Annotated in this window: 19 protein-coding genes; 15 read left to right on the forward strand and 4 right to left on the reverse strand. The window is 62.3% G+C overall.

Annotated features, from left to right (window positions below; genetic code table 11):
- Positions 1-528: alkaline phosphatase family protein (locus tag AHiyo1_RS25660; protein WP_216363240.1), on the reverse strand; the 528-nt coding region annotated here is incomplete at its 3' end.
- Positions 529-1,157: 629 nt separating this feature from the next.
- On the opposite strand from AHiyo1_RS25660, the gene AHiyo1_RS17885 reads away from it, so the two are divergent.
- From AHiyo1_RS17885 to AHiyo1_RS17925, 9 genes are all read left to right on the forward strand, one after another.
- Complete coding sequence (locus tag AHiyo1_RS17885; protein WP_059389440.1) at positions 1,158-1,697, forward strand: hypothetical protein; 540 nt, start codon at positions 1,158-1,160, stop codon at positions 1,695-1,697.
- A gap of 172 nt (positions 1,698-1,869) precedes the next feature.
- Positions 1,870-2,487 carry a hypothetical protein gene (locus tag AHiyo1_RS17890; protein ID WP_148667643.1) on the forward strand — a complete coding sequence of 206 codons (618 nt, stop codon included), beginning with the start codon at positions 1,870-1,872 and terminating at the stop codon, positions 2,485-2,487.
- A complete protein-coding gene (locus tag AHiyo1_RS17895; RefSeq protein WP_148667644.1) occupies positions 2,484-3,083 on the forward strand; it encodes a hypothetical protein in 600 nt (199 codons plus the stop codon). Before AHiyo1_RS17890 ends, AHiyo1_RS17895 begins: the two co-directional genes overlap by 4 nt.
- Positions 3,080-4,987 carry a hypothetical protein gene (locus AHiyo1_RS17900; protein ID WP_059389443.1) on the forward strand — a complete coding sequence of 636 codons (1,908 nt, stop codon included), beginning with the start codon at positions 3,080-3,082 and terminating at the stop codon, positions 4,985-4,987. The genes AHiyo1_RS17895 and AHiyo1_RS17900 overlap by 4 nt, the downstream gene beginning before the upstream one ends.
- An 11-nt stretch (positions 4,988-4,998) precedes the next feature.
- Entirely contained in the window at positions 4,999-5,658 is a 660-nt protein-coding gene (locus AHiyo1_RS17905) for a hypothetical protein (protein WP_148667645.1), read from the forward strand.
- Between the two features lie 68 nt (positions 5,659-5,726).
- Complete coding sequence (locus AHiyo1_RS17910; RefSeq protein WP_172465631.1) at positions 5,727-6,395, forward strand: signal peptidase I; 669 nt, start codon at positions 5,727-5,729, stop codon at positions 6,393-6,395.
- Positions 6,396-6,511: 116 nt separating this feature from the next.
- A complete protein-coding gene (locus AHiyo1_RS17915) occupies positions 6,512-6,931 on the forward strand; it encodes a hypothetical protein (RefSeq protein ID WP_059389446.1) in 420 nt (139 codons plus the stop codon).
- Positions 6,932-7,102: 171 nt separating this feature from the next.
- A complete protein-coding gene (locus AHiyo1_RS17920; RefSeq protein WP_172465632.1) occupies positions 7,103-8,938 on the forward strand; it encodes an ATP-binding protein in 1,836 nt (611 codons plus the stop codon).
- A 298-nt stretch (positions 8,939-9,236) separates the two neighbouring features.
- Positions 9,237-9,668, forward strand: a complete 432-nt coding sequence (locus AHiyo1_RS17925; RefSeq protein WP_253257434.1) for a LuxR family transcriptional regulator — start codon at positions 9,237-9,239, stop codon at positions 9,666-9,668.
- Between the two features lie 64 nt (positions 9,669-9,732).
- Here the strand turns inward: AHiyo1_RS17925 and AHiyo1_RS17930 are convergent, their stop codons facing one another.
- Positions 9,733-11,907, reverse strand: coding sequence for a transglycosylase domain-containing protein (locus AHiyo1_RS17930; RefSeq protein WP_059389449.1), 2,175 nt, complete (start codon positions 11,905-11,907; stop codon positions 9,733-9,735).
- A gap of 205 nt (positions 11,908-12,112) precedes the next feature.
- Between AHiyo1_RS17930 and AHiyo1_RS17935 the strand changes: the two genes are divergently transcribed.
- The 4 genes from AHiyo1_RS17935 to AHiyo1_RS17950 all read left to right on the forward strand — a co-directional run bounded on the left by AHiyo1_RS17935 (position 12,113) and on the right by AHiyo1_RS17950 (position 15,946).
- Positions 12,113-12,385 carry a hypothetical protein gene (locus AHiyo1_RS17935; protein ID WP_253257435.1) on the forward strand — a complete coding sequence of 91 codons (273 nt, stop codon included), beginning with the start codon at positions 12,113-12,115 and terminating at the stop codon, positions 12,383-12,385.
- Positions 12,386-12,458: 73 nt separating this feature from the next.
- Positions 12,459-13,391 carry a threonine/serine dehydratase gene (locus tag AHiyo1_RS17940; RefSeq protein ID WP_059389450.1) on the forward strand — a complete coding sequence of 311 codons (933 nt, stop codon included), beginning with the start codon at positions 12,459-12,461 and terminating at the stop codon, positions 13,389-13,391.
- 96 nt (positions 13,392-13,487) lie between these two features.
- A complete protein-coding gene (locus AHiyo1_RS17945) occupies positions 13,488-14,072 on the forward strand; it encodes an adenylate kinase (protein ID WP_059389451.1) in 585 nt (194 codons plus the stop codon).
- A gap of 41 nt (positions 14,073-14,113) precedes the next feature.
- Positions 14,114-15,946 carry a glycoside hydrolase family 15 protein gene (locus AHiyo1_RS17950; RefSeq protein WP_084784581.1) on the forward strand — a complete coding sequence of 611 codons (1,833 nt, stop codon included), beginning with the start codon at positions 14,114-14,116 and terminating at the stop codon, positions 15,944-15,946.
- Here the strand turns inward: AHiyo1_RS17950 and AHiyo1_RS17955 are convergent.
- Both AHiyo1_RS17955 and AHiyo1_RS27165 read right to left on the reverse strand, forming a co-directional pair.
- Positions 15,926-18,088: a bifunctional lysylphosphatidylglycerol flippase/synthetase MprF gene (locus tag AHiyo1_RS17955; RefSeq protein ID WP_059389452.1), complete on the reverse strand. Its 2,163-nt coding sequence runs from the start codon at positions 18,086-18,088 to the stop codon at positions 15,926-15,928. The two genes, AHiyo1_RS17950 and AHiyo1_RS17955, sit on opposite strands and share 21 nt — an antisense overlap.
- Positions 18,089-18,102: 14 nt before the next feature.
- On the reverse strand, positions 18,103-18,534 hold the full coding sequence (locus AHiyo1_RS27165) for a hypothetical protein (RefSeq protein ID WP_059389453.1): 432 nt from the start codon (positions 18,532-18,534) through the stop codon (positions 18,103-18,105).
- A gap of 439 nt (positions 18,535-18,973) precedes the next feature.
- Here AHiyo1_RS27165 and AHiyo1_RS17960 point away from each other — a divergent pair, with 439 nt between their 5' ends.
- Together AHiyo1_RS17960 and AHiyo1_RS17965 are read left to right on the forward strand one after the other, a co-directional pair.
- Positions 18,974-19,612 (forward strand): SGNH/GDSL hydrolase family protein, encoded by a 639-nt coding sequence (locus tag AHiyo1_RS17960; RefSeq protein WP_253257436.1) that lies wholly within the window; start codon positions 18,974-18,976, stop codon positions 19,610-19,612.
- A 99-nt stretch (positions 19,613-19,711) separates the two neighbouring features.
- Positions 19,712-19,957: a hypothetical protein gene (locus AHiyo1_RS17965; RefSeq protein WP_059389455.1), complete on the forward strand. Its 246-nt coding sequence runs from the start codon at positions 19,712-19,714 to the stop codon at positions 19,955-19,957.
- Positions 19,958-20,165 lie beyond the last annotated feature (208 nt).

The following is a 20,165-nucleotide window of genomic DNA, read 5'->3' on the forward strand; positions in this document are numbered from 1 at the left end:
GGCCGGAAGCCCGGCCAGGCCTTGGCCGGCGTCGAGGGCGTTCTGGTTCCTGTCCGCGGCTTCGGTGAAGGCCACTTCGGCGCCGGGCGCCGTGTTCTTGCAGTCCGTCGTGCCGGCCGGCAGGAGCGCCCTGTTGAACGTGTCGTCATAGTAGACGCCGGTGGTCCCGGGATTTCCGCCGGTCAGCTGGCCCACCATACCGGGGAAGGAGTCCGAAGGCACGGGAGTCTGGGCGTGCGTGTAGCTGGTGCCGTGGTTGACCAGCGACGCCAGTGCCGACGTCGGGTGGTTCTGCACGTACAAATCCAGGTCCTTTTGGTGGAGGCCGTCCACCGAAAGCAGCAGGACGTGCTTCGATGTTTCGCCCTGGCCGCCCTGGCCCTTGCTGTCTGATCCTTGCTGGCCCTGGACATCCTGGCCGCCGCGTGAAGCGTCGTCGGCCATCGCCGGCGCCACCGCGGATCCGGCCATCAGTATGGCGCCCAGGACCGCTGCTGTGGCAAGCCCGTTTTTCTTGGCTGTCTTCATCAAAATAAGATCCTTCGCTTTTGCGTTCTTATCGATCGAGAATGCGTCCCCGGATGATTCTTGTTGCGGGGAAGGGATCCGTCCCGCCGATTGGGCCCCGCTGCTGAAACGTTCATGACAGGTTCAATTGCGGGTAGCCGAACTCTTCCGAAACTCACAGGAAATCTGCGTACCCCGGGGGTGCGGATGGGGGTACGCCGGCTTCTGTCATCGGTACGGCCCTAGAAAGACGTCGTTAGCGGCGGCCACCCAGCCAGTGGGCGGCAAAGTACCTCTGGACCCGTTACCGTGGCGATCGCCGTGCATCAGTGGGCCTGGCTTCGTCCGCAGCGAGCAATTCTGCCAGCGCGAAGGCGAGAACTTCGGCGCTGAACCGGCTCCGCTCTTCGGAGGAGTTTCAACGGAGTTTGAGACCGTCGACACTCAATGATCCCTCTCGGCACCACCTAATTTGCCCCTTTTTGCCACTCAATTGCGGGGAAACACCACTCAGTGGCCCAATTGCGACCTTAGTTTCTTGTTGGTTGCACACCGCGCGCCTGTGTTCAAGGGAATGTACCTGTCCCTTGCCGATGCAGTCACTCGCACTGTCGGCGAACCCGCCGACAACCTCGTGAAAGGAACTCCTCTTGACTACCAAACTTCGCTCCGGTCGTAAGCGTGCCCTGCTAACCGGCGGTTCGCTGCTGGGCGTCACCGCGCTGCTGACGGCTGCTGCGTTCACCGACTTCGCCAACCTGAACATTGGCAACGGATCCGCTGATTCCGGCGTTGGCGGCAACAACCGCTTCAACATCCAGGTGGTTGGAACGGACACCGCCGGCCTGCCTGTTCCGGGCACATGGCAGGAAGCAAACACTGCCGCAGGTGTGAACGTCAAGGTTCCCGGCGCGGACCTGATCACCCCGGGCGACACCGTGTCCGTGTCGATCCCCTTCCGCAATGAGAGCCCCGCCCTCGGCGCAGCCATCACCTTCGGGTTGCAGGACCGCGCCGGCTACACCTCCAGCCCCGCATTGGTTAGCGCCCTCCGCTACAGCGTCACCTTGGACGGCAAGGCAATCGCTACCAACGTCAAGCAGGCCGACGTGACCGCCCTCGACCTGGGCACCTACACCGCCGGGAAGGAAGGCGTCCTCGGCGTCAGCATCAACCTCCCCGACCAGTAGTGCAGCTGCCAACAACGCACTGCAGGGCCAGGTCTCCTACGTCCAGGCCCACTTCGACGCCTCCTCCGTCAAGTAGTCGGAACGACAACAGGTGGGGGCCTTCGGGTCCCCACCTGCACTTGGCCTACGGGGCCTCAATGAACGGAGCGCTCGGACCCATGAAGGACACAGTATGAGGACTCAACGCCGCGGGCGGTTGCGGCTGTTACTCGCAACCGGATCCCTGGTTGCGGCGGGTACGCTGATCACCGCCGCCTCATTTACGGACAGCGCTGACGTTGACGTCGCGCTGGACGGATCCCGCAATACTTTTGACATTGTGGCCGCAGGGAAAGCTGATCCCTCATGGCTGCCGACGCCCGCAGATTGGGACCAAGCCAACCCGCGAGGATTGCGCATCATCCTGACCGGAGATAACAGCGGGTACACCATGGCCCCAGGCAGTGTCCTGGATTTGAGGATCGCGGCGAAGAACAACAGCCCTCGCCTGTCCAGCCTCATTGGCCTGCGCATCCTCGACCCGCTTCCACGCGGCGCTGAGAAAAATCCGCAGACCGGCACCTACCTGGAACTCTTCGACCAGCTGGTTTTCACAGTTTCGGATGGTGGCAAGGTTCTCCTTGACCACGTCCCTGCAGGGCAGTTGACGGCAATCACCTGGCCTGATCCATTGCGTGCCGGCGAATACAAGCTTCTCGATGTTCGGGTCGAGCTTCCCGACACGGTGGACAACCGATGGCAGATGGCCGCAACAGATATCCAGTTCAACTTTGAGGCGGTGAACCCATGACCAGGAGGACGGTGAAGCGCGACGGATGGAAGCGGCTGACCCTTGGGCTCGTGGCAGGCGTGCTGGTTCTCGGCGCCGGCACCACTGCGGCCGCCTTTACGGACTTCGCCCGCGTGAACCTGGGGACGGGCATCGCTGGTTCAGGCCTCGGCAATCCGAATCGCTTCGACATTGCGGTACGGGACAGCACGGGAGTTCTTCGCGATGCTGATACGCCGGAGACGGCCGTTGTCCTGCCGCTGTCAGCGGGAACGGTCTTCTCTGAAAGCAAACCTGTTGAGTTCGATGTATCGGTAACGAACCGAAAACCAGGGGTGAACGGCAATTTGACGGTCTCCCTGTACGATCCAGACCCACAAAGCGGTGATCTGTTCGGCACGCTGCTTTTCACGGTCTACCTCGACGGCGCAGCAACGCCCGCGATCGCAAACGCCACCGCACAGCAGGTCAACCAGGCTGGCCTCACGTTCCAGGACGTCGCTCCGGGTGAACAGCGTGCTGTCCGCGTATCAGCGGTCCTGGCGCCCAACAGTGGGGCACAGGCGAGCGGAAAATCCACCCAACTTGGCGTACTGACCAACGGAGAAAGCAAATGATCGCGCCCCGTAGCATCCGCGCGCTGATCGCGGTGATTGCCGCGGTCTTCCTTGGACTTGTGCAGTCTGCCGGCGCCTCGGCTGTGGCCTCGGATCTCATCGATACGGCACCGACGTCGCTAGTTATTGACGCTCCGGCTCCTGGGGAATCTCAGAAATGGGACATGTCCGTCAAGAATCTAGTCGACTCGCCGGTGCCGCTTGCATTGGAGATTTCGGGACGTTCCGATGTCCTCTTCTCCGGAGCCGCGCCGATGGAACTGACGATGAATACTCCAGATGGCACTGCGGTCGTCGAGCGGATCCGTGTTGGAGAAGTGCTCGGGCGCACGATCAGACTGCCCGAACTTCAAGCCGGCGCCTCATACAACTTGGTGGGGACTGTGACGCTTCCACGCGACGCTGACAATTCCTACCAAGGCGCTGGCGGGAACCTGAAATTCCACTTCGTCACAAGCATTGATCGACCCAATGTCACGCCAGATAAACCCGCGTCTGGATCCGATCTTGCGCATACAGGCCTCAGGAACTTGATTCCAGTCGGTGTCGCGGCCGCGCTCCTGCTGGCCGTCGGCTTTGGCTCATCCTCGTTCGTCGAAAGAAGCCCGCTCATGAGTAAGCCTTCAAACATTTCTCGTCGGCAATGCCTCGCGGCGACGGGCCTGTTTGGGCTCGCCACGTTTGTCGGTGCTGCTCAAATTCCCGTAGCCACAAGTGCCGCGTACAAGGATAAGACGCACGCCCGTTCGGAGGCTATCCCAGCGAATGCCGGGCCTCCGTTTGCCGTCGGCGTCTCCAAGAACTCCCGCATGGTAGATACAGGGATGGGAGTCGGAAACGACGGAAACGTCTACGTGTGGGGCCTTACGTTCTACGAGATCAACGGCGATATTCCCACCTCCGGGTGGCAGAAGCCGCCGCAGAAGGTCGCCGGCATTCCCGACGGAATTGTTCGGCAAGCGACCGGCCAGATATACAACGCCAACGCACTGGACAAGGACGGCACGGTCTGGGGATGGGGCTCTTACAACTTCCGTGACGGCACAGACGCGCCGAAGCCCAATGGCAACGCGAAGCAAGTCCGGATAAACACGGCGTGGAATGGTTCCGGGGCAATCCTGGACAAAATCATCGCGATCTCCTCCACTGAATATGCCGGTGCCGGAATCCGAAGTGATGGCACCATCTGGCATTGGGGATATCCCCTTGGCTACGGCGGAAACGCTGCCCCGGGTGCAAGCCAGCTTGCCGGACTGCCGGACCCCTCGGTCGCTGGTAACCGGCCTATTTACCTCAAAGGCGCCTACACCAACTTCTTCCTCATTCTGGAGCGCGGCGACGTCTACTATTGGGGAGGCATAGGCGGAAACAGTCTGCCCTCGGGCCTACTCGACACAGGTGCGACGCCCAGGCTCGTAAGTCCGCTTGCGCCTTGGTTCAAGCGAAACGTGGCGCCTGGCGCTCCATATATTGTTGCGGTCGACGGCGGCATCAACATGGGTGGTGCCCTGCTCTCCAACGGACAGGTACTGAGCTGGGGAACTGACGCTAGCCGTACCGGGCGAGGTCCAACCACCACACCGACGGTGCCCACTGTGGTTCCCTCGCTGTCCCAGATTAAATCCATGCAGTTCGGGTTCACCGGTGTTGCATTGCTCAACGGCGACGGAGAGCTCTGGGGCTATGGCGCCAGCGACGATTACGGTCAATTCCCGCAAAACCCGACCCGAATCGATACTGGCGTTGTGCAGTACGGATCGGGCCAAGGGTTCTACCTCTGGCAAAAATCTGATGGTTCCTTCTGGGGCAGGGGATACAACCCCCAAGGAGCGATTGGGCTCCCCATCGGAACTCAAATCGCCAACCGCAAGGTCTCGTGGGATCTCGGAATGGTGACGAAATGAGGAAGCTGACTATGAAACGACCGGTACGGCAAGGGGTGGGGCAACGGAGCGGGAAACTCCGGCTCGCAGTCACGGCAGGCGCACTTGTCGCGGCGACCGTTACGGCCACGAGCGCTGCGGCATACGACTTTGCCAATCTAAACATCGTCGGCGAGGCCCTCATCGAGACTCCGCGCTTTGATATTGGCGTTGTGCGGGACAACGGAACCGTGGAACAAGCCGATACGGAAGCCGGATTTGATTGGGCCGTCGCGGGAGCGGCTGACCTGATACCTGGCAGGTCGGTCGTCACCATGATCCCGGTGTTCAACAACACTTCTGTCTTCAAGGCGGATACGAGTTTCAAAATCATCCTTCGAAACGGCGATGGGACGGTTGCTGCAGGGGTACCGAATATTCTTCCGTTCCTGACGTTTACCGCAGCGGACGAAACGGGCAAGGTGCTGTTCACCAATGTCAGGTGGGACCAAGCAAAGGGATCGCTTGGTGTCCTTGAACCTCGCTGGGGTGCGGTGTTGAACCAGGGAGATGCTTACACTCCTGCCGCGGACGGTTCTGCGAAGAAATTGAAACTCACTATCACCTATGTAGACGGCCCGGACGTGGAGAAGTACAACGGTGGACAGACGGCGCTCGCCGTGCACTTCGACGCGGTTTCAGTTGCCCCGTGAACACTCGTAGTGGAAATCCGGAAACGCACCGGTTGACGGGAAGCCAAGAGGACCAGGTAGGCGCCCGGATGGGCAGCCCGGCGGATCTTGAGGAAGAGCACGGCGGGATTGATGAACTGCGGAGCGAGGCAGGGGGTGAGCCGGCAAAGGGAGAATTCCGGCAGGAGGAGGTCCCTGAGGAGACGTCGGAGCAAGTGCGCCAGCATCCTGCGTTCCGGGCTTACGGTGCTTTCCGCTCGATCCTCTTGTCGCTCGGTGCGCTCCTGGGTGCCGCTTGTATTCTTGTGTTCGCTGTCTCGCTTCTCTTCGGAATTCGGCCCCTTGTTGTGGTTTCGGGATCAATGGAACCGACAATACCGGTGGGGTCGGTCGTCTTGTCGCAACAAGTACCTGCCGGCGAAATCGAGGACGGCAGCATTGTCACGGTGGAGCGTCCACGCGGCTTGGGTTTGGTTACGCACCGGCTAGTCAAGTCCGTTCAACCAACACCAGACGTCTACGAGTACACGCTCAAGGGGGATGCAAACACCCAGAACGACCCCGAGCCCTACAAGGTGACTACTGCCGGAAAATACATCTGGCACATCGTTGGGCTTGGTTATCTGGCAGCCGTCCTGCAGTCCTCATACGGCATCTTCATCGCCGGTGCGGCCGGGCTTGCGTTGCTGGCCCTGTTCATTCTGGACCCGGCGCGATTGGCACAAGGTTCTGCTGCCAGAGCACGCAGGCGGAGCTGATTAAATTGCAGGATCAGCTACTCCCCGGGGCCCGAATGAGTCATGTTCATGACTGGCTTGTCCGCTCCCGTCTTTCGGGACGGAGCGGACGCCACAGGTCCCCCACGGCTTCTGGTTTGCCAGCCCTTTCCTTGCTGCATTTCGCTGACAAGTACTCTGCCCGGGCTGGCGAAACCGTATCCTTCACTGCATTGATCCATAACGCTTCACAGGGGCCTGTCGCAGCAGTGGAGCTTATTTCGCGTTCATTGACCAACGCCAACGTTGAACAGTTGGCGTTCGATTCCCAGCCCGGCCCTGAGCGAATGACCATTCCATATCTCGGATCTGGCGAAAGCGTGAGCTTGGACTTTGGCTATATCGTCCGCCAATCCGATGTTCTCCATGGCGGCGAGATCGTCAGCGCCATGGAAATACGATTCGCAACGGATTGCGGATGGGCCTGGGACACATGCGAGGCCGTGGTCAACATGCGCGGTTCCCATCGCGGTAGTTGGCTGCAAGGCCCGGAGCAGACAGCCTCCAGTGATCTGTGAGTGATCGTCATAATTTTGTCCTGGTTGCCTGATTCCGCATGGAAGCGCCGCAATCTTCAGTCCGCGCCTCCTTAGCGTGTTTGAATGTTCGGGCCGGACTCGTCTCGATATCCGTGGTGAAGTACTTGCCGCGGGTTCAAATGGTAGTGGGCGGAGAGTTAGGAGTCTTCAGTGTTCCAGGAAGAAATACGCCGGGCACTAGGCTTTGCTAAACGTGGGGTTAGCGTGCGAATTGTTGGTCGCGCTGGAAGCGGGCGGTCGACTGCAATCCGCGAAATCATCACGGAGCTGGAAAAGACCGGCGCCGAGGTTTACAGCCTGTTTGGAGCCCGCCTTCTCCAACAGACGCCGCTCGCCGGAATCGCTTCCCTTGGCCTGGATATGCGAGGGCGCCATACGGGCCCTTTGGGCATGGCTGACGTTCTCGCCGAACAACTTTCGCAACGCGGATCAAGGATCATTGTGGTCGACGATATCGACCTGCTTGATAATGAGTCCCTCGCTGTCCTGGACATCGCGCAAAGACGGTCCCAGAGGCCGATGATCATGTCGATGGACGATTCGCCCATTTATCCGAGGACCTCCGTGCTCGTCCCGGAACGATGGCCGGAAGCACAAGTCCGGCTCCCATCACTCCGCTACGACCAAGTCAATCAGCTTATCGCCGAAACACTTTCTGCCCCCGCGGACGTCGATGTCACCGCCCACATCCTGATGAAGTCCGCGGGCAACCCCAGGTTGGTGGTAAGGATCGCCCAAAGCGGCGTCCTCAACAAGCTGCTAACGCTCTGCGAGGGAGAGTGGCGAATGACCGGCCATACCCTTTGGAACGAGGATCTCCGCGGAACGGCCGAAGCACTCCTCCAAGGCCTCGAACCCGACGAGCTTCTCGCGCTAGACGCATTGTCGATGCTAGGCACCCGGTCGGTGGCTTCCTTACATTCGATCGTTGCCACAACAATGCTCGACAGGCTCGAAGGGCGTGGTCTGGTCGCTGTGTCCGAAAACATCGACGGAGAGCTCTGCGTGGCCTCAAATCCGCCCCTCCTGGTTGATTACTTTCGTGATAATCACGTTTTGTACTCTCGTCGGGTACTGGTCAAACGGATCGAAAACGTTGCCGAGGCGCTCGCGCCCGCCCCCGGGAATGGGCGATTCATGACGCCCTCCGTTGCTGCCGCCGTCGGGCAGCTGAGGGAAGAATCAGGAGCGGGGGGCACGCTGGCTGCCCGTCACTTCCAAGAACAGCTGCGCGTGCGGGAGGAAGCCCATTACGAACAGTGGGAGGCGGACCCAAGCATGGCCAACTCGGCCGCGTTCCTCAAGTTCTACTGGGGCGGTCCCATAGACCCGGAGCGGATCGAACACGTCTTTGCCCACACCGTCATGGTCAACGGCAAAGCGGAGGACTCCCTTTTCTTCACTATGACGCGGGCGCTCTGGGCAATCACTCGCGGTGATGACGTAGCAGCAGCTCAAGGTATGCTCTCCGAACTTGCTGCACTCAGTCCCCAGCAGGAGGCCGAGGCCGAGGGTTTCGGCCTGTTCCTCGCCGCCTCGTATGACCGAATGCCGGCAAACCTGGGCGAGATCCTGGACAGCTACGGAAACGCGCATCCGCAGAGTGGGGTCCTGACCGTGGTACGGGCCATATTGGAGGTCTACCGCTTCGATGGACTGGCAGCACTCAAGGCACTGGAGTCAACTGATGATTTCGGTTTGGCGTCGGGCATCGAGCCATTCGTCCGGGGACTGGCCCTGCTTGTCGCGGGGCGCTTAGACGAGGCTTTGGTGTTCTCCCTGAACAGACGCATCGAGGCCCGCCGCGGCCTTGACCGGTTCGGCTTCGTCGCGAACAGCTACGTGGCCGCGCTGGCGCTTACACAATCGGGGTTCGGCCAGCATGCCGATCTGATGATGAGCAGCGTGTTCGCGCTCGGCCGCCCAGGATTCCTCGCGAGTGCCTGCATGACGCCATGCTTCGACTTGTGGGACTCCGGGCTTTGATGGACGAAGAGAAAGAGCCCGCCTCGGTGGGTGCCCAAGCCAGGACGCATGTAGCCGATATCGGCCCTCTTCCGGGGACCGGCAAGGGCGTTTTTGACCTCTTTGCCCAGCGGTACGACGATCCGCAGTCGTTTGACGCGAGTGCCATTACCCTCATCGACGCCCAATTGGATCGCGGCTTCCTCACGGAAGCGCCTACACTTCGGTTTTCATCATGTGCCTGCTTCCGAGCCGTGAGGTCCTTGAGAGGGCGGAACACGTCTTTCGGAACTCGAAGGTCACATCCCACAACCAGTTTTTGGCCATAGCCGAAGCAGTGGTAGACGATGACCACGGGCTGCTCAAGGTCCTCTTGGACAAATACCGGCCGGATGCTGATCTGCACGCTGTCCGGTTGCTGCTCAAAGGCGCATCCAAGCGTCGTCTTTTGGAACGGGTCAGGACGGCGGCTGCTGCTATGCAGCAGGCAGAACGGCTTTTCGACGGCAGGTTTCCGATGGCAGGCGAACACCTCAGCCTCAATATTGGTCATGAACTGTCGCCGACCTTGTCGGTCCGGGAGACCGAAGTCGCAATACTTGCCGGCAGTCAAACAAACATCGAGATTTCTGCCCGGCTCGCGATTAGCCTGCGCACGGTCGAGAACCACATCTCGAGGGCGCTGAAGAAGACAGGCATGACCACCCGTCAAGCCTTGTACCGCTACGTGCAAGGCTCGATTCGTGAGTGACCAGCCACCCGGCGTCGACGTCTCCGAAGTGACGGTCCGTGCTACTGGACAGGAATTCTGAAACTCAGGGTGAAGGACTCGGCGTGGGCGTCCCGACCATGGACGCAGGTGGCGCCGGGAAGGCTGTAGCCGGATACAGCCCGGCGACCTGCGTCATGTAGTTGGCCCATTGCGGCCCGGCCAGCATGTAGCCGTCGATGGCGGTGTAGAACTTGCCGTTGATGGTGACGTTCTGTCCGGCCCGGCTCTGTCCTGCCATCGTGTCGCCGAAGAAGGACGCCGTCGCGAGCCCGGTGGTGTATCCGACCACCCAGGTAGAGCCATTGCTGTTGTTCGTTCCCGTTTTTGCTGCGGTAGGGAACAAGGCCTGGACTTTCGGTTGAATGTAGATACCGGATCCCCGTTTCAGGACGTCTTGGAGAACCGAGTTGACGCCGCGGGCAACGTCGGGCTTGATGGCCGGGCGGCAGGAACTGGCTTGGGCCGGCAGCTTCCCGCCGGATGGATCCGTGATGCCCACAATCGCGATCGGCCCGCAGTACGTGCCGTCATTGGCGAAAGTGGCAAAGGCATCGGCCATCACGAGTGGGGACACCTCGGTGCCGCCGAGGAGATTGCCCAATTGGTGCATATTCACGGGCGCGTTGTCCACACCACTGTGGAGACCCACCGCATCCACCACTTTCTGGATGCCGCAGAAGTCCAGTTGGCTCGCCTCGGCAAAAGTTGCGGTGTTGATGGAGTTGTAGAGCCCGTAGTTGACGGGCATCGGGCGGTAGTAGCCCTCGTCGTTGTTGCGGAGATCGTCAGCCGTGCCAAGGCCCGCGATTTTCTGGGCCGTGCTGTAGCCGCCGAGTACCTTCCCGCAGCTGTCCCTCCAAGGGAATCCGAGCGGATAGACCCTCCGCGACGCGTCCACCACCGTGGTCAAGGACTTGCCCTCATTGAGCCACTCCGTGAAAGTGAATGGCTTCATTGCGGAACCTGGCTGGAAGCCCCCGGCTCCGTTGAGGTCATTGCCGTTGGCGTCAACGGAATCAACGTTGAAGTTGAGTTGGGTATCGAATTTGCCGGGCTCGGCCAGGAACACCGTGTTCTGTGCCATGGCCAGGATCTTGCCCGTGCCGGGCTGCACCGAGACCAGGGAGGCGCCCCATTTGTCCGGGTTCGCTCCTGCCGTGGCATCGACCTGCTGCTGGGCCACCGCCTGCAAGCGGCTGTCCAAGGTGGTGCTGATCGTCAGGCCGCCGCGATACAGGAGCTCTTCCCGGTCAGCCACGGTGGCACCGTATGCAGGGTCGTTGAGGATCAGGTGGGAGATATAGTCGCAGAAGTACACTGCCATGTCCGCAGCCGCGCAGCCCTGCTTCCCCGGCGTGATGTTGAGCTTGAGGGGAGTGGCCACCGCGGCCGCGTAGGCTGCCTGCTGGATCTTGTGCTGGGCGAGCATATCGGCCAGCACCAGGTTGCGCCGTTTGATGGAGTTGTCCGGATGGACGGACGGGTCGTAGTAGCTGGGGCTGTTGACCAGGCCAGCGAGCAGGGCCGCCTGCGGAAGGCTCAGGTCCTTCGCGGAAACGCTGAAGAAATGCTCCGCCGCGGCTTCGATGCCGTACGCGTCCCGGTTGAAGAACACGATATTGAGGTAGCCCTCCAGGATCTGGTCCTTCGTGAACTTCTTCTCGAGTTCGACGGCGAGTTTCATCTCCCGCACCTTGTCACCCAGGGTTTTCTGGCCGCTCAGCACCACTTGCCCGGTCTGGCCTGCCGCCAAACGGGACTCGTTGAGTACGTTGGTCACGTACTGCTGGGTCAGGGTCGACGCACCCTCGTTGGTACCCTTGGTGAAATTCGAGGCCAATGCCCTGAGGATCCCCTGGGGATCGATGCCGCCGTGCTCGTAGAAGCGGTTGTCCTCGACGGCTACAATCGCTTCCTTGATGTACGGCGACATCTGGTCCAGGCTGACCCGGACACGGTTCTCCGCATAAAAGGTGGCGATCGTCTTTCCGTCTGCGCTGAGCACTTTGGTGGACTGCGACGGCGAATTGACCACCAGATCACCCGGGAGGTTGTCGAAGTACTGGATCGAACCACTGACAGCCATCCCGGCCGACGCCACGCCGGGGACTACTAGCCCGGCGGCCAAGACGCCACAAACAGCACTCACCAGGAAGAATCCGAAGATCCTTCGCAGGACCCTGGCCAAACCATTTTTCGGGTTGTTTTTCCGAGCCATTTTTCCAGCTATCAACCGTGCGTCTTTTCAGATTACGCCGCCATTCCACCCGTCACATAGGCTCCCGAATCCGTGGCGACACGCCCCCCTTGGTTATGTTCGTCACTTCGCCCGCGCGCTGGCCGTGTCCGGCGTTTTTCCGGATGCATACTGAAGTTATTCGGGCGCGGTGATGGAAGGCAGGTGGCAGCCGGTGGAGACGCTGATGGCTGTTGTGAGGAGCGAGTATTTTCCGGCGGGAGCAGTGCTCGTGGGAGTGGTTTTGTTCTGGACAATCGGCTTGCTCGGCGGCCTCTCCTGGTTGAGCGGAGCGCAGCAGCCCTTGGCCATCCTGACGTGGATGATCTTCATCTACGGCGTGGTCGTGCTGTCTCCCCTCGCCGGAATCTGGGCCGCAGTGGACCTTGCCCGCCGTTGGCTGCGGAACCGCCAGGCCCGCCGGCAACAGCTCGGAACGGCCGACGTCGAGTCCCTCTAAGCGTGGGCCCGGTAAGCGATAGCCTGAGGCTAGCGCCTGCCCAGGATCTGACTGCACGGAACGAGGACCTACCATGATCACACGCGTCGACGTCGATGAAGCTGCCGCCCGGATTGCGGGGAGGGTCCGCCGCACGCCCGTTTTCGAGGCGGATGCCGGGACGGTGCCAGGGCAATTGTGGTTCAAATGCGAGTTCATGCAGCACACCGGGACGTTCAAGGCGAGGGGTGCCTTCAACCGCGTGCTTGCCGCCCGGGAGCGCGGCGAGCTGAAGGACAATGTTGGAATCGTCGTCGCCTCGGGAGGCAACGCAGGGCTTGCGAATGCCTACGCCGCGGCGCAACTCGGAGTGCCCGCAACCGTTTTTGTCCCCGAAACCGCACCTGCCGTGAAGGTCAAGAAGCTCAAGGCCAGCGGAGCCTCGGTGGTCCAGCGCGGCAGCGAATACGCCGAAGCGTTTGAGGCCGCCCTGGACTACGCCGCGGAAACCGGCGCAGTCTACTGCCATGCCTACGACCAAGCCGAAATCGCCGCCGGCGCCGGCACTGTCGGCTCGGAGCTGCTGGAACAGCTGGGAGAGGTGGACACCGTTGTAGTGGCCGTTGGAGGCGGCGGGCTCATGGCAGGAATCGCGGCCGCCGTCGAAGGTCACGCCAGGGTTGTCGGAGTCGAGCCGGACAACGCTCCCACCCTCTATTCGGCCCTCGCTGCAGGGGAACCTGTTGATGTGGCCGTCTCCGGGATCGCCGCGGATTCCCTGGGTGCCCGGCAGATCGGCAGGATCGGTTTCGACGTGGCCGTCCGCACAGGCGTCCGGACGGTCCTGGTGTCCGACGACGACATCGCCGCGGCGCGCTCACTGCTCTGGGAGCAGTACCGGATTGTCGTGGAACATGGCGCAGCCGCCGCTTTCGCGGCCGTGAACTCCGGAGCGTATGTTCCGGCAGCAGGGGAACGGGTGGCCGTGATCCTGTGCGGTGCCAACACCGACCCCGCGACGGTCTGAAGCAGGCTGCCTTGGCCCTGCCGCGAGGGCTCCACAGTTGCTAAGCTCGAGCCACAATGCCGGGGCACGCAAACCGCTTCACGAACGGACAGTATCATGACGCGATTGATCATCATGGGCCCTCCTGGCTCGGGCAAAGGTACCCAGGCTGAGCACATCGCCGGTCATTTCGGCATACCTGCCATTTCCACGGGAGACATCTTCCGCGCGCACGTCGGCGGCAAGACGGAACTCGGAGCCGAGGCCAGCAAGTACATGGACAGCGGCGAATTCGTGCCGGATCACGTCACCAACGCCATGATCCGCCAGAGGCTTGGCAACACCGACGTCCTGGCAGGATTTCTCCTTGACGGATATCCCCGCACGACGGCGCAGATCGAGGCTTTGGACGGCATTCTGGCCGGCAACCGGCAGCAGCTGGATGCCGTCGTCGAACTGGCAGTCGACGACGACGAGCTCGTTGCGCGAATGCTCCGCAGGGCGCAGGAGCAGGGCCGAAGCGATGACACGGCGCCGGTGATCCGGCGTCGCCTGGAGCTCTACCGCAACGAGACACAGGCGGTGGTCGAGCGGTACTCCGAGCGTGGGATAGTCCTCGCCGTGGATGGCTCCGGCCTGCGGGAAGAGATCACGGCCAAGGCCATAGCCGCCATTGAATCAGCACTAGGAAAGGGACAGTGAACGGTCAACCGCCTACCGGCCAAAGAATCGAAGACTATGCGATGATCGGGGACCTGCACACCGCAGCCCTGGTCAGCACGGCGGGCTCCATAGACTGGCTGTGCCTCCCGCGCTTCGATTCGCCGGCGTGCTTCGCCGCGCTCCTGGATTCCCCCCAAGCGGGGCGTTGGCTCTTGGCACCTGAAGCCGGGGGAATTTGCACGCGCCGCCAGTACCGGGACGGGACCCTCATCCTGGAAACAGAGTGGGAAACCAAAGAAGGGCACGTCCGGGTCATCGATTTCATGCCGCCGCGCGACGCCGTCGCGGACATCGTGCGCGTGGTGGAAGGGATCCGCGGGACGGTCAAGATGCGCGGGGAGCTGATCCTGAGGTTCGACTATGGGCACGTGGTGCCCTGGGTCCGCCGCGACAGGCACGGCCTCCGCGCGGTTGCCGGTCCGGACTCCGTCTACCTCAAGACCCCTGCGCCGTTGGTAGGCAAGGACTTCACCACGGTCAGCGAGTTCACCGTGAACGCGGGTGACCACGTGCCCTTCGTCCTGACGTGGGCGCCCAGCCACGAACGGCGGCCCCGCACCGTCGAGGCGGATATCGCCCTCGAAGACACCTCGGCATTCTGGACGGATTGGTCCAAGCGTTGCAACGTCCGGGGGCCTTACCGGAAAGCCGTCCAGCGTTCCTTGATCACGCTGAAGGCCCTCACCTATGCGCCAACCGGGGGCATCGTTGCCGCCGCCACTACTTCGCTCCCCGAACAGATCGGCGGACCGCGGAACTGGGACTACCGCTATTGCTGGCTGCGTGATGCCACGTTGACCCTTCAAGCCTTCCTGGCCGCGGGCTACACCGAGGAGGCCAGCGCGTGGCGGGATTGGCTACTCCGCGCAGTGGCAGGCGACCCGGCCGACCTCCAAATCATGTACAGCCTGCACGGTCGCCGTCGGTTGCCCGAGACGGAGCTGACGTGGCTTTCCGGATACCAGGGTTCGAAACCGGTGCGCATCGGGAATGCGGCAGCGGAGCAGCTCCAGCTGGACGTCTGGGGAGAAGTCCTGGACTGCCTGTCCCTGACCCGGGCATCGCTGATGACCGTCGGCGATGAGTCCTGGGCCATCCAGACCGCCCTCATGCGCCACCTTGAGAGCACGTGGGACAAGCCGGACAACGGGCTCTGGGAAGTACGCGGCCCGCGGCGCCACTTCGTGCATTCAAAGGTGATGGCCTGGGTTGCGGCGGACCGCATGGTCCGCGGAATCCGTGAATCCGGGATGCCCGGTCCGCTGGATCGCTGGGAGGCTTTGCGGGACACCATCCACGACGAAGTCATGACCCACGGATTCGACGCGGAGCGCAACACGTTCGTCCAGTCCTACGGGAGCAAGGAGCTGGACGCGAGCCTTCTCCTCATCCCCAAGGTGGGCTTCCTGCCGCACGACGATCCGCGCGTAATCGGCACCATTGACGCCATCCAGCGTGAGCTGACCGAAGACGGCTTTGTGCTGCGCTACCGCCCGCAAGACAGCAACGACGGACTGCCGGGCGGGGAGGGCGTCTTCCTTGCGTGTTCCTTCTGGATGGTGGACGCACTCTTGGGCGCCGGGCGCCGGGCAGAGGCGACAGCCCTCTTCGAGAGGCTCCTGGCCCTGCGCAATGACGTGGGCCTGTTGAGCGAAGAATGGGACGCACACGCGGGCCGGCAACTTGGCAATACTCCCCAGGCCTTCAGCCATTTCGGTTTGGTGCTCAGCGCCTTGCAACTTCACCACGGCAAAGCGCACCACAGCAATGTCCCGATCGGCGGGGTCCCGGCGTCGGGCTCTCCTGCAGAGGCACCAGAACCGTCGTCGGCCTCAGGAGCGGTTTCGCCCTGACGTTCCGGAGCGCTTGGGCCATCGGAAGATCCGGCCTGCCAAGGCCAGGCCCGCTCCGAGATTGAGCGTTGGCAGGTAGGCCCGTGCCACTGCGGTCCCAACGGCGGGCAGGGAAGCGGCGTCGGGGTAGAGCATGTAGAGCGGCTCGTATCGCGGCCGGAATTTTGCTTTGAATGCCAAGAGGGACCGGAATCCGTAGACCGGTTCCAATGTCGCCCCCAACCAGTCGAGCAGGCGGTCGAGGTTGCCGGGAGGGCGGGATCGCGGCTTCGGGCGTGGCATCTCGGAAGGGTCCTCTTCGGCCCGAGCCAGGGGCGCACCGGAGAGGCTCACGAATTCGCATCCTTCATCCTTGAGGCTGAGGGCCGCGGACGCGATGAGGAATTCGATGCTGGCCCGGAAGCCGCCGCTACGGCGACGCATGAAATCGAGGGTCCAGCCGACGATGTGACCGTTGCGGTATACAGGCAGCCAAGAGGTGACTGCGTGGACCGTGTGGCGTTTGTCGATTGCAAGGAGGCAGCGCACCTCCGGATCGTCGAGTTCGTCGAGGCTGCCCAAGGTAAAGCCCATTTCGGGCATGTTCCTGTCTGCCACCCATTCTTCGGAGATTTCCTCGATCTGGACCTGGACCGAGAAGGGAGCCGAGGCGTAGCTTGTCCATTCGTAGCGGATGCCCGCCTTCGATGCGTTGTTCAACGCCGTACGGATGTCCTGGAACTTCTTTCCCTTGAAGGAGACCGAATGCAATGGCAGGACCGTTTCCTGGGCTACCTGCGCAGAGCTCCATCCGGCGGAATCCGCATGGTCGCGCAACTCTTGGGGCACCGAGTAGAAACATGGCGTCCACCCGTTGCCCCTGCAATAACGGGCAAACTCTTCGAAGACGGCGGTTTTCTCGGAGGTGGGTCCCACCGGGCCGCCGAGCGTGAGCGCGACCCCCGTGCTTACGCGGTAGGCAACGAAGGACTGCCCGGAAGGGGAGAACCAGTACATGTTTCCCGGCCACGTGGTCATCCAGGACAGTGAGCTTCCCTCCCACGTCTTGATGACTTTCCGGGCACGCTCCGTACTGGCGTCGTGCCGGGTGTGGGCCTGGTGGAGGAAGGTCCTGAAGATCAGGACACCGGCGACCGCCCAAAAGACGACGCCGACGCCCTCGTACACGAGAACGGCGGCCGTGCCTTGGGGGAAGATCGCCGGGGGAACATCCAGGACGAAGCCCAGCGGAAGGAAGCGGTCCGGGACATCCGCCAGTAGTTCCGGTAGTCCCGGAACGGGGGAGAAGTCCTGGGCGAGCAAGAGGCCGGCGCCGACATAGACGGCACTGAGCACGGCAGCCATCGCAAGTACACGGACCGCGAGGCGCCGGTAGGTCCCTTTAGGGGCCTGGACATGAAACAAGCGCCGGGTCGCGAGCAGAATGATGGTCAGCGCAAGGGGCAGGAGCAGCGGCAAGGCAAAAGTGAACGGCTGCGAGGAAGCCGATCCTTCGATTGCGACAATCCCCTCGCTGGCGCCGGTGTCTGAAGTAGTCTGCTGCAAGACTCCGGCGAGTGCGATTCCGGCGAGAACGGAAAGCCCCACCTGGATCAAAAGGGTCCCCACCCAGGCAAAGCGCCGTCCGCGGCGCAGGCCCTCCGCAAGCAGCAGCAAGAGGAAAGACGGAAGGATGGCCATGAAGATTCCACCGGCCCCGGCACGTAATTGCAACTGCGCGACCGCACAGTCCTTCGCTTGCGCCGGATCGGAGCAGACGTTCTGGAGTGCTTGGGGATCGACAGGCTGGATGTTGGTGAACAGGAAACGCAGGATGGACAACGGCCCCACCGCATGCGGGATGAGGCCGGCGACTACCGGACCGATCGCCGATGCGGCAAGGAGAAGCGAAAGGAGCACCCGGCCTTCGTGCCGGGAACTGACCGGGCGTGCAAACCGCGGCCGGCGGCCCATGAGCAGGGGCCCGAGAACCGTGCCCGCGGTTGCGGCGCCGAGCCTGACCAAGTCCGCAAACCCTCCGCTGTAGAGGGCCAGGAGGAGCAACAAGGCGAAGACGACAAGCCGGATCCGGCGCCTCCACAGGGTTGCCATGGACGCAGTACCCGCCATGGCGGTACCGATGATGAACGCACTCGGACCCACGAAGAGGTGGCTGCCTATCTCGCTGTCCAGTTACCGAGCAAGCCTTGGGCCAAGGCAAGGAATCCCAGGGCAATGCCCACGCCCAGAATCTGGCTGGAGACCGCAGCGATTGCGTACGCCCGCTGTCCCATCCGGCGTTCCAGCGGGAGGCCCAGCAGCAGCACCAAAGCAGTTTCCAGCACATAGCCCGTCAGGTCCCTGGCCCAGAAGGCGGACGTCGCCGCGGCCCACCAGTGATCAGGTACGGAGCGAGGCGTCAGTGCGAAATTGAGCCGCAATTGAGCGTCCGGCCCCGTGGCGAGGCTGGAGGTCAGCGCTCCCAATCCCCAGAAAACGATGACAAATCCCAACGTGAGCTGCGCTGAGCGCAGTCTTTCCGTCCATGATCGCCGCGAACGGACATCGGGGACGGAGCGGGTTTCCGGCTCGGGCGCCGGTGCGTGCACGTGGTTCCTATCTGTGCGTCGGAATGATGGGGGTGCGAAATGAAATTCTTCCACACCGGCCATCCGGCGAGGATAATTCCCACCTCGCCGTGACCTTCCCCGTCCCGATCCAATAGACTCCGACGTAGGCAGGCTGTCGGCTCGTTCCGCCACCGGTCTATGAGCAATGGAAAGTTGCTTTTACAGCGCTAAAACGAACAGAAAGCAAGCCCGGGACAGGCCGATGCACAAATCTCGCATATTCCGCTCCGCCGCAGCCGTGATCGCCGCCGGAGTACTTTTGGCAGGCTGTTCGCAGGCGCCTGCTGAACCGGGCGACTCATCCAGCGGCAGGCAGACAGCGGCACCCGTTGCACCCTCGGGTAGTCCAGCCGCAGCGGGCCAGAGTCCCAAGAAACCTGAGTCCGGACAAGATCCGTCAAAGCTTCCCGTGGGGTCCTTGTACAAGAACCCCAGCAACAACCGGAACGAAATCATCCTCGCGGACGTCCGGCACACCGCCGTCCTCATCGGGGACTCCCAGTCTGAGCCCATGGGCTCATGGCCGCGGGGGGCTTTGGGCTCGCTTGGTTACAAGGTGTACTCCGTGGCCCGGGGCGGTACAGGATACGTCGCCGCGACGAGCAGCAGCGGAAACTATATCGATGCGCTGCAGCGCGGAGACTGGGTGCTGCCCTACGGGACGCCGCCGCTGATCGTTGTCGAAGGTGGAGGCAACGATGCCTCCCACAACGCCAGCGACGAGCAGATCACGGCCAACGCCAACAGGCTCCTCGCCGCCCTCAAAAAGAGGTACCCGCAGGCGAAGCTCGTGATGATCGGAACCCTTGCCAGGGGTGCCAACGCGGGCGGGGGGCGCCGCACCGAGGTTGACGCGTTGCTGGGCAATATTGCGGCCAAGGCCGGTGCTCCGTTCTTTAGCGTCGGGGACTGGATCAGCAAATACCAGGTTGCCGGGGACTTGGTGGACGGCGTCCACCTGAACGCTGCCGGGCACGCCAAACTCACCGGTGTACTCGCGGCGGACATGGCCGCAGCGGGACTTAGCCTGCAGCCGGGCCCGAGGAGTGCATCATAAGAGTTGCGGCCACCGGAGGAAGCCGGAAACTGCTTCCGGCTGGTGTCCGGACCGGACCGAGGTCTGGCAGAACGTCGCGAGCCGGAGAACAATTGATCTATGGTCAGCTATTCAGCCCTTGAAGACGCGTCCAGCAAGAATCCGCATGACTGGGGCCGGGCGATGGCAACGGCGATGACAAAGCTCCTGGATGCGGCGCGCATTGACGGACGGCATTTTGAACACGAGTTCCTCTATGGCGAGGAACTGCGCTTGAGGATCGACGAGAACAACGACGGAGCCACGGTCAAGCTCACGTGGACGCCCGCCGACCAGGAACCCGAACAGGAGAAGTCTCCGGCCTGAGTGATTCCCTTCGCCGGATTGGCTCTGGCGCCAAGCACAGTGCTCACGATCGAGAACGTGGTTACTCCGCACTCCCATTGCTTCCGAGCAGGCTACGGGTCAGGGCCTCGCCGTCGGCCATGAGCTGTCCCACCGCGGTGCCCAGGTGCGGGTCTCCGGGAGTCTCGTCTGCCAGCGCGGCGGCGACCACCGAGCGTCGGATCAGCTC

It is taken from the genome of Arthrobacter sp. Hiyo1, assembly GCF_001263615.2.
In the GTDB taxonomy this organism is placed as follows: Bacteria; Actinomycetota; Actinomycetes; order Actinomycetales; family Micrococcaceae; genus Arthrobacter.

What these genes read in the sequence shown, in the direction of transcription:
- AHiyo1_RS17965 (WP_059389455.1), top strand. Translation starts at nt 19,712, where the DNA reads ATGGTCAGCTATTCAGCCCTTGAAGACGCGTCCAGCAAGAATCCGCAT.
- AHiyo1_RS17950 (WP_084784581.1), top strand. Translation starts at nt 14,114, where the DNA reads ATGATCGGGGACCTGCACACCGCAGCCCTGGTCAGCACGGCGGGCTCC.
- AHiyo1_RS17910 (WP_172465631.1), top strand. Translation starts at nt 5,727, where the DNA reads ATGGGCAGCCCGGCGGATCTTGAGGAAGAGCACGGCGGGATTGATGAA.
- AHiyo1_RS17945 (WP_059389451.1), top strand. Translation starts at nt 13,488, where the DNA reads ATGACGCGATTGATCATCATGGGCCCTCCTGGCTCGGGCAAAGGTACC.
- AHiyo1_RS17940 (WP_059389450.1), top strand. Translation starts at nt 12,459, where the DNA reads ATGATCACACGCGTCGACGTCGATGAAGCTGCCGCCCGGATTGCGGGG.
- AHiyo1_RS17890 (WP_148667643.1), top strand. Translation starts at nt 1,870, where the DNA reads ATGAGGACTCAACGCCGCGGGCGGTTGCGGCTGTTACTCGCAACCGGA.
- AHiyo1_RS17905 (WP_148667645.1), top strand. Translation starts at nt 4,999, where the DNA reads ATGAAACGACCGGTACGGCAAGGGGTGGGGCAACGGAGCGGGAAACTC.
- AHiyo1_RS17900 (WP_059389443.1), top strand. Translation starts at nt 3,080, where the DNA reads ATGATCGCGCCCCGTAGCATCCGCGCGCTGATCGCGGTGATTGCCGCG.
- AHiyo1_RS17935 (WP_253257435.1), top strand. Translation starts at nt 12,113, where the DNA reads ATGGCTGTTGTGAGGAGCGAGTATTTTCCGGCGGGAGCAGTGCTCGTG.
- AHiyo1_RS17895 (WP_148667644.1), top strand. Translation starts at nt 2,484, where the DNA reads ATGACCAGGAGGACGGTGAAGCGCGACGGATGGAAGCGGCTGACCCTT.
- AHiyo1_RS17930 (WP_059389449.1), bottom strand. Translation starts at nt 11,907, where the DNA reads ATGGCTCGGAAAAACAACCCGAAAAATGGTTTGGCCAGGGTCCTGCGA.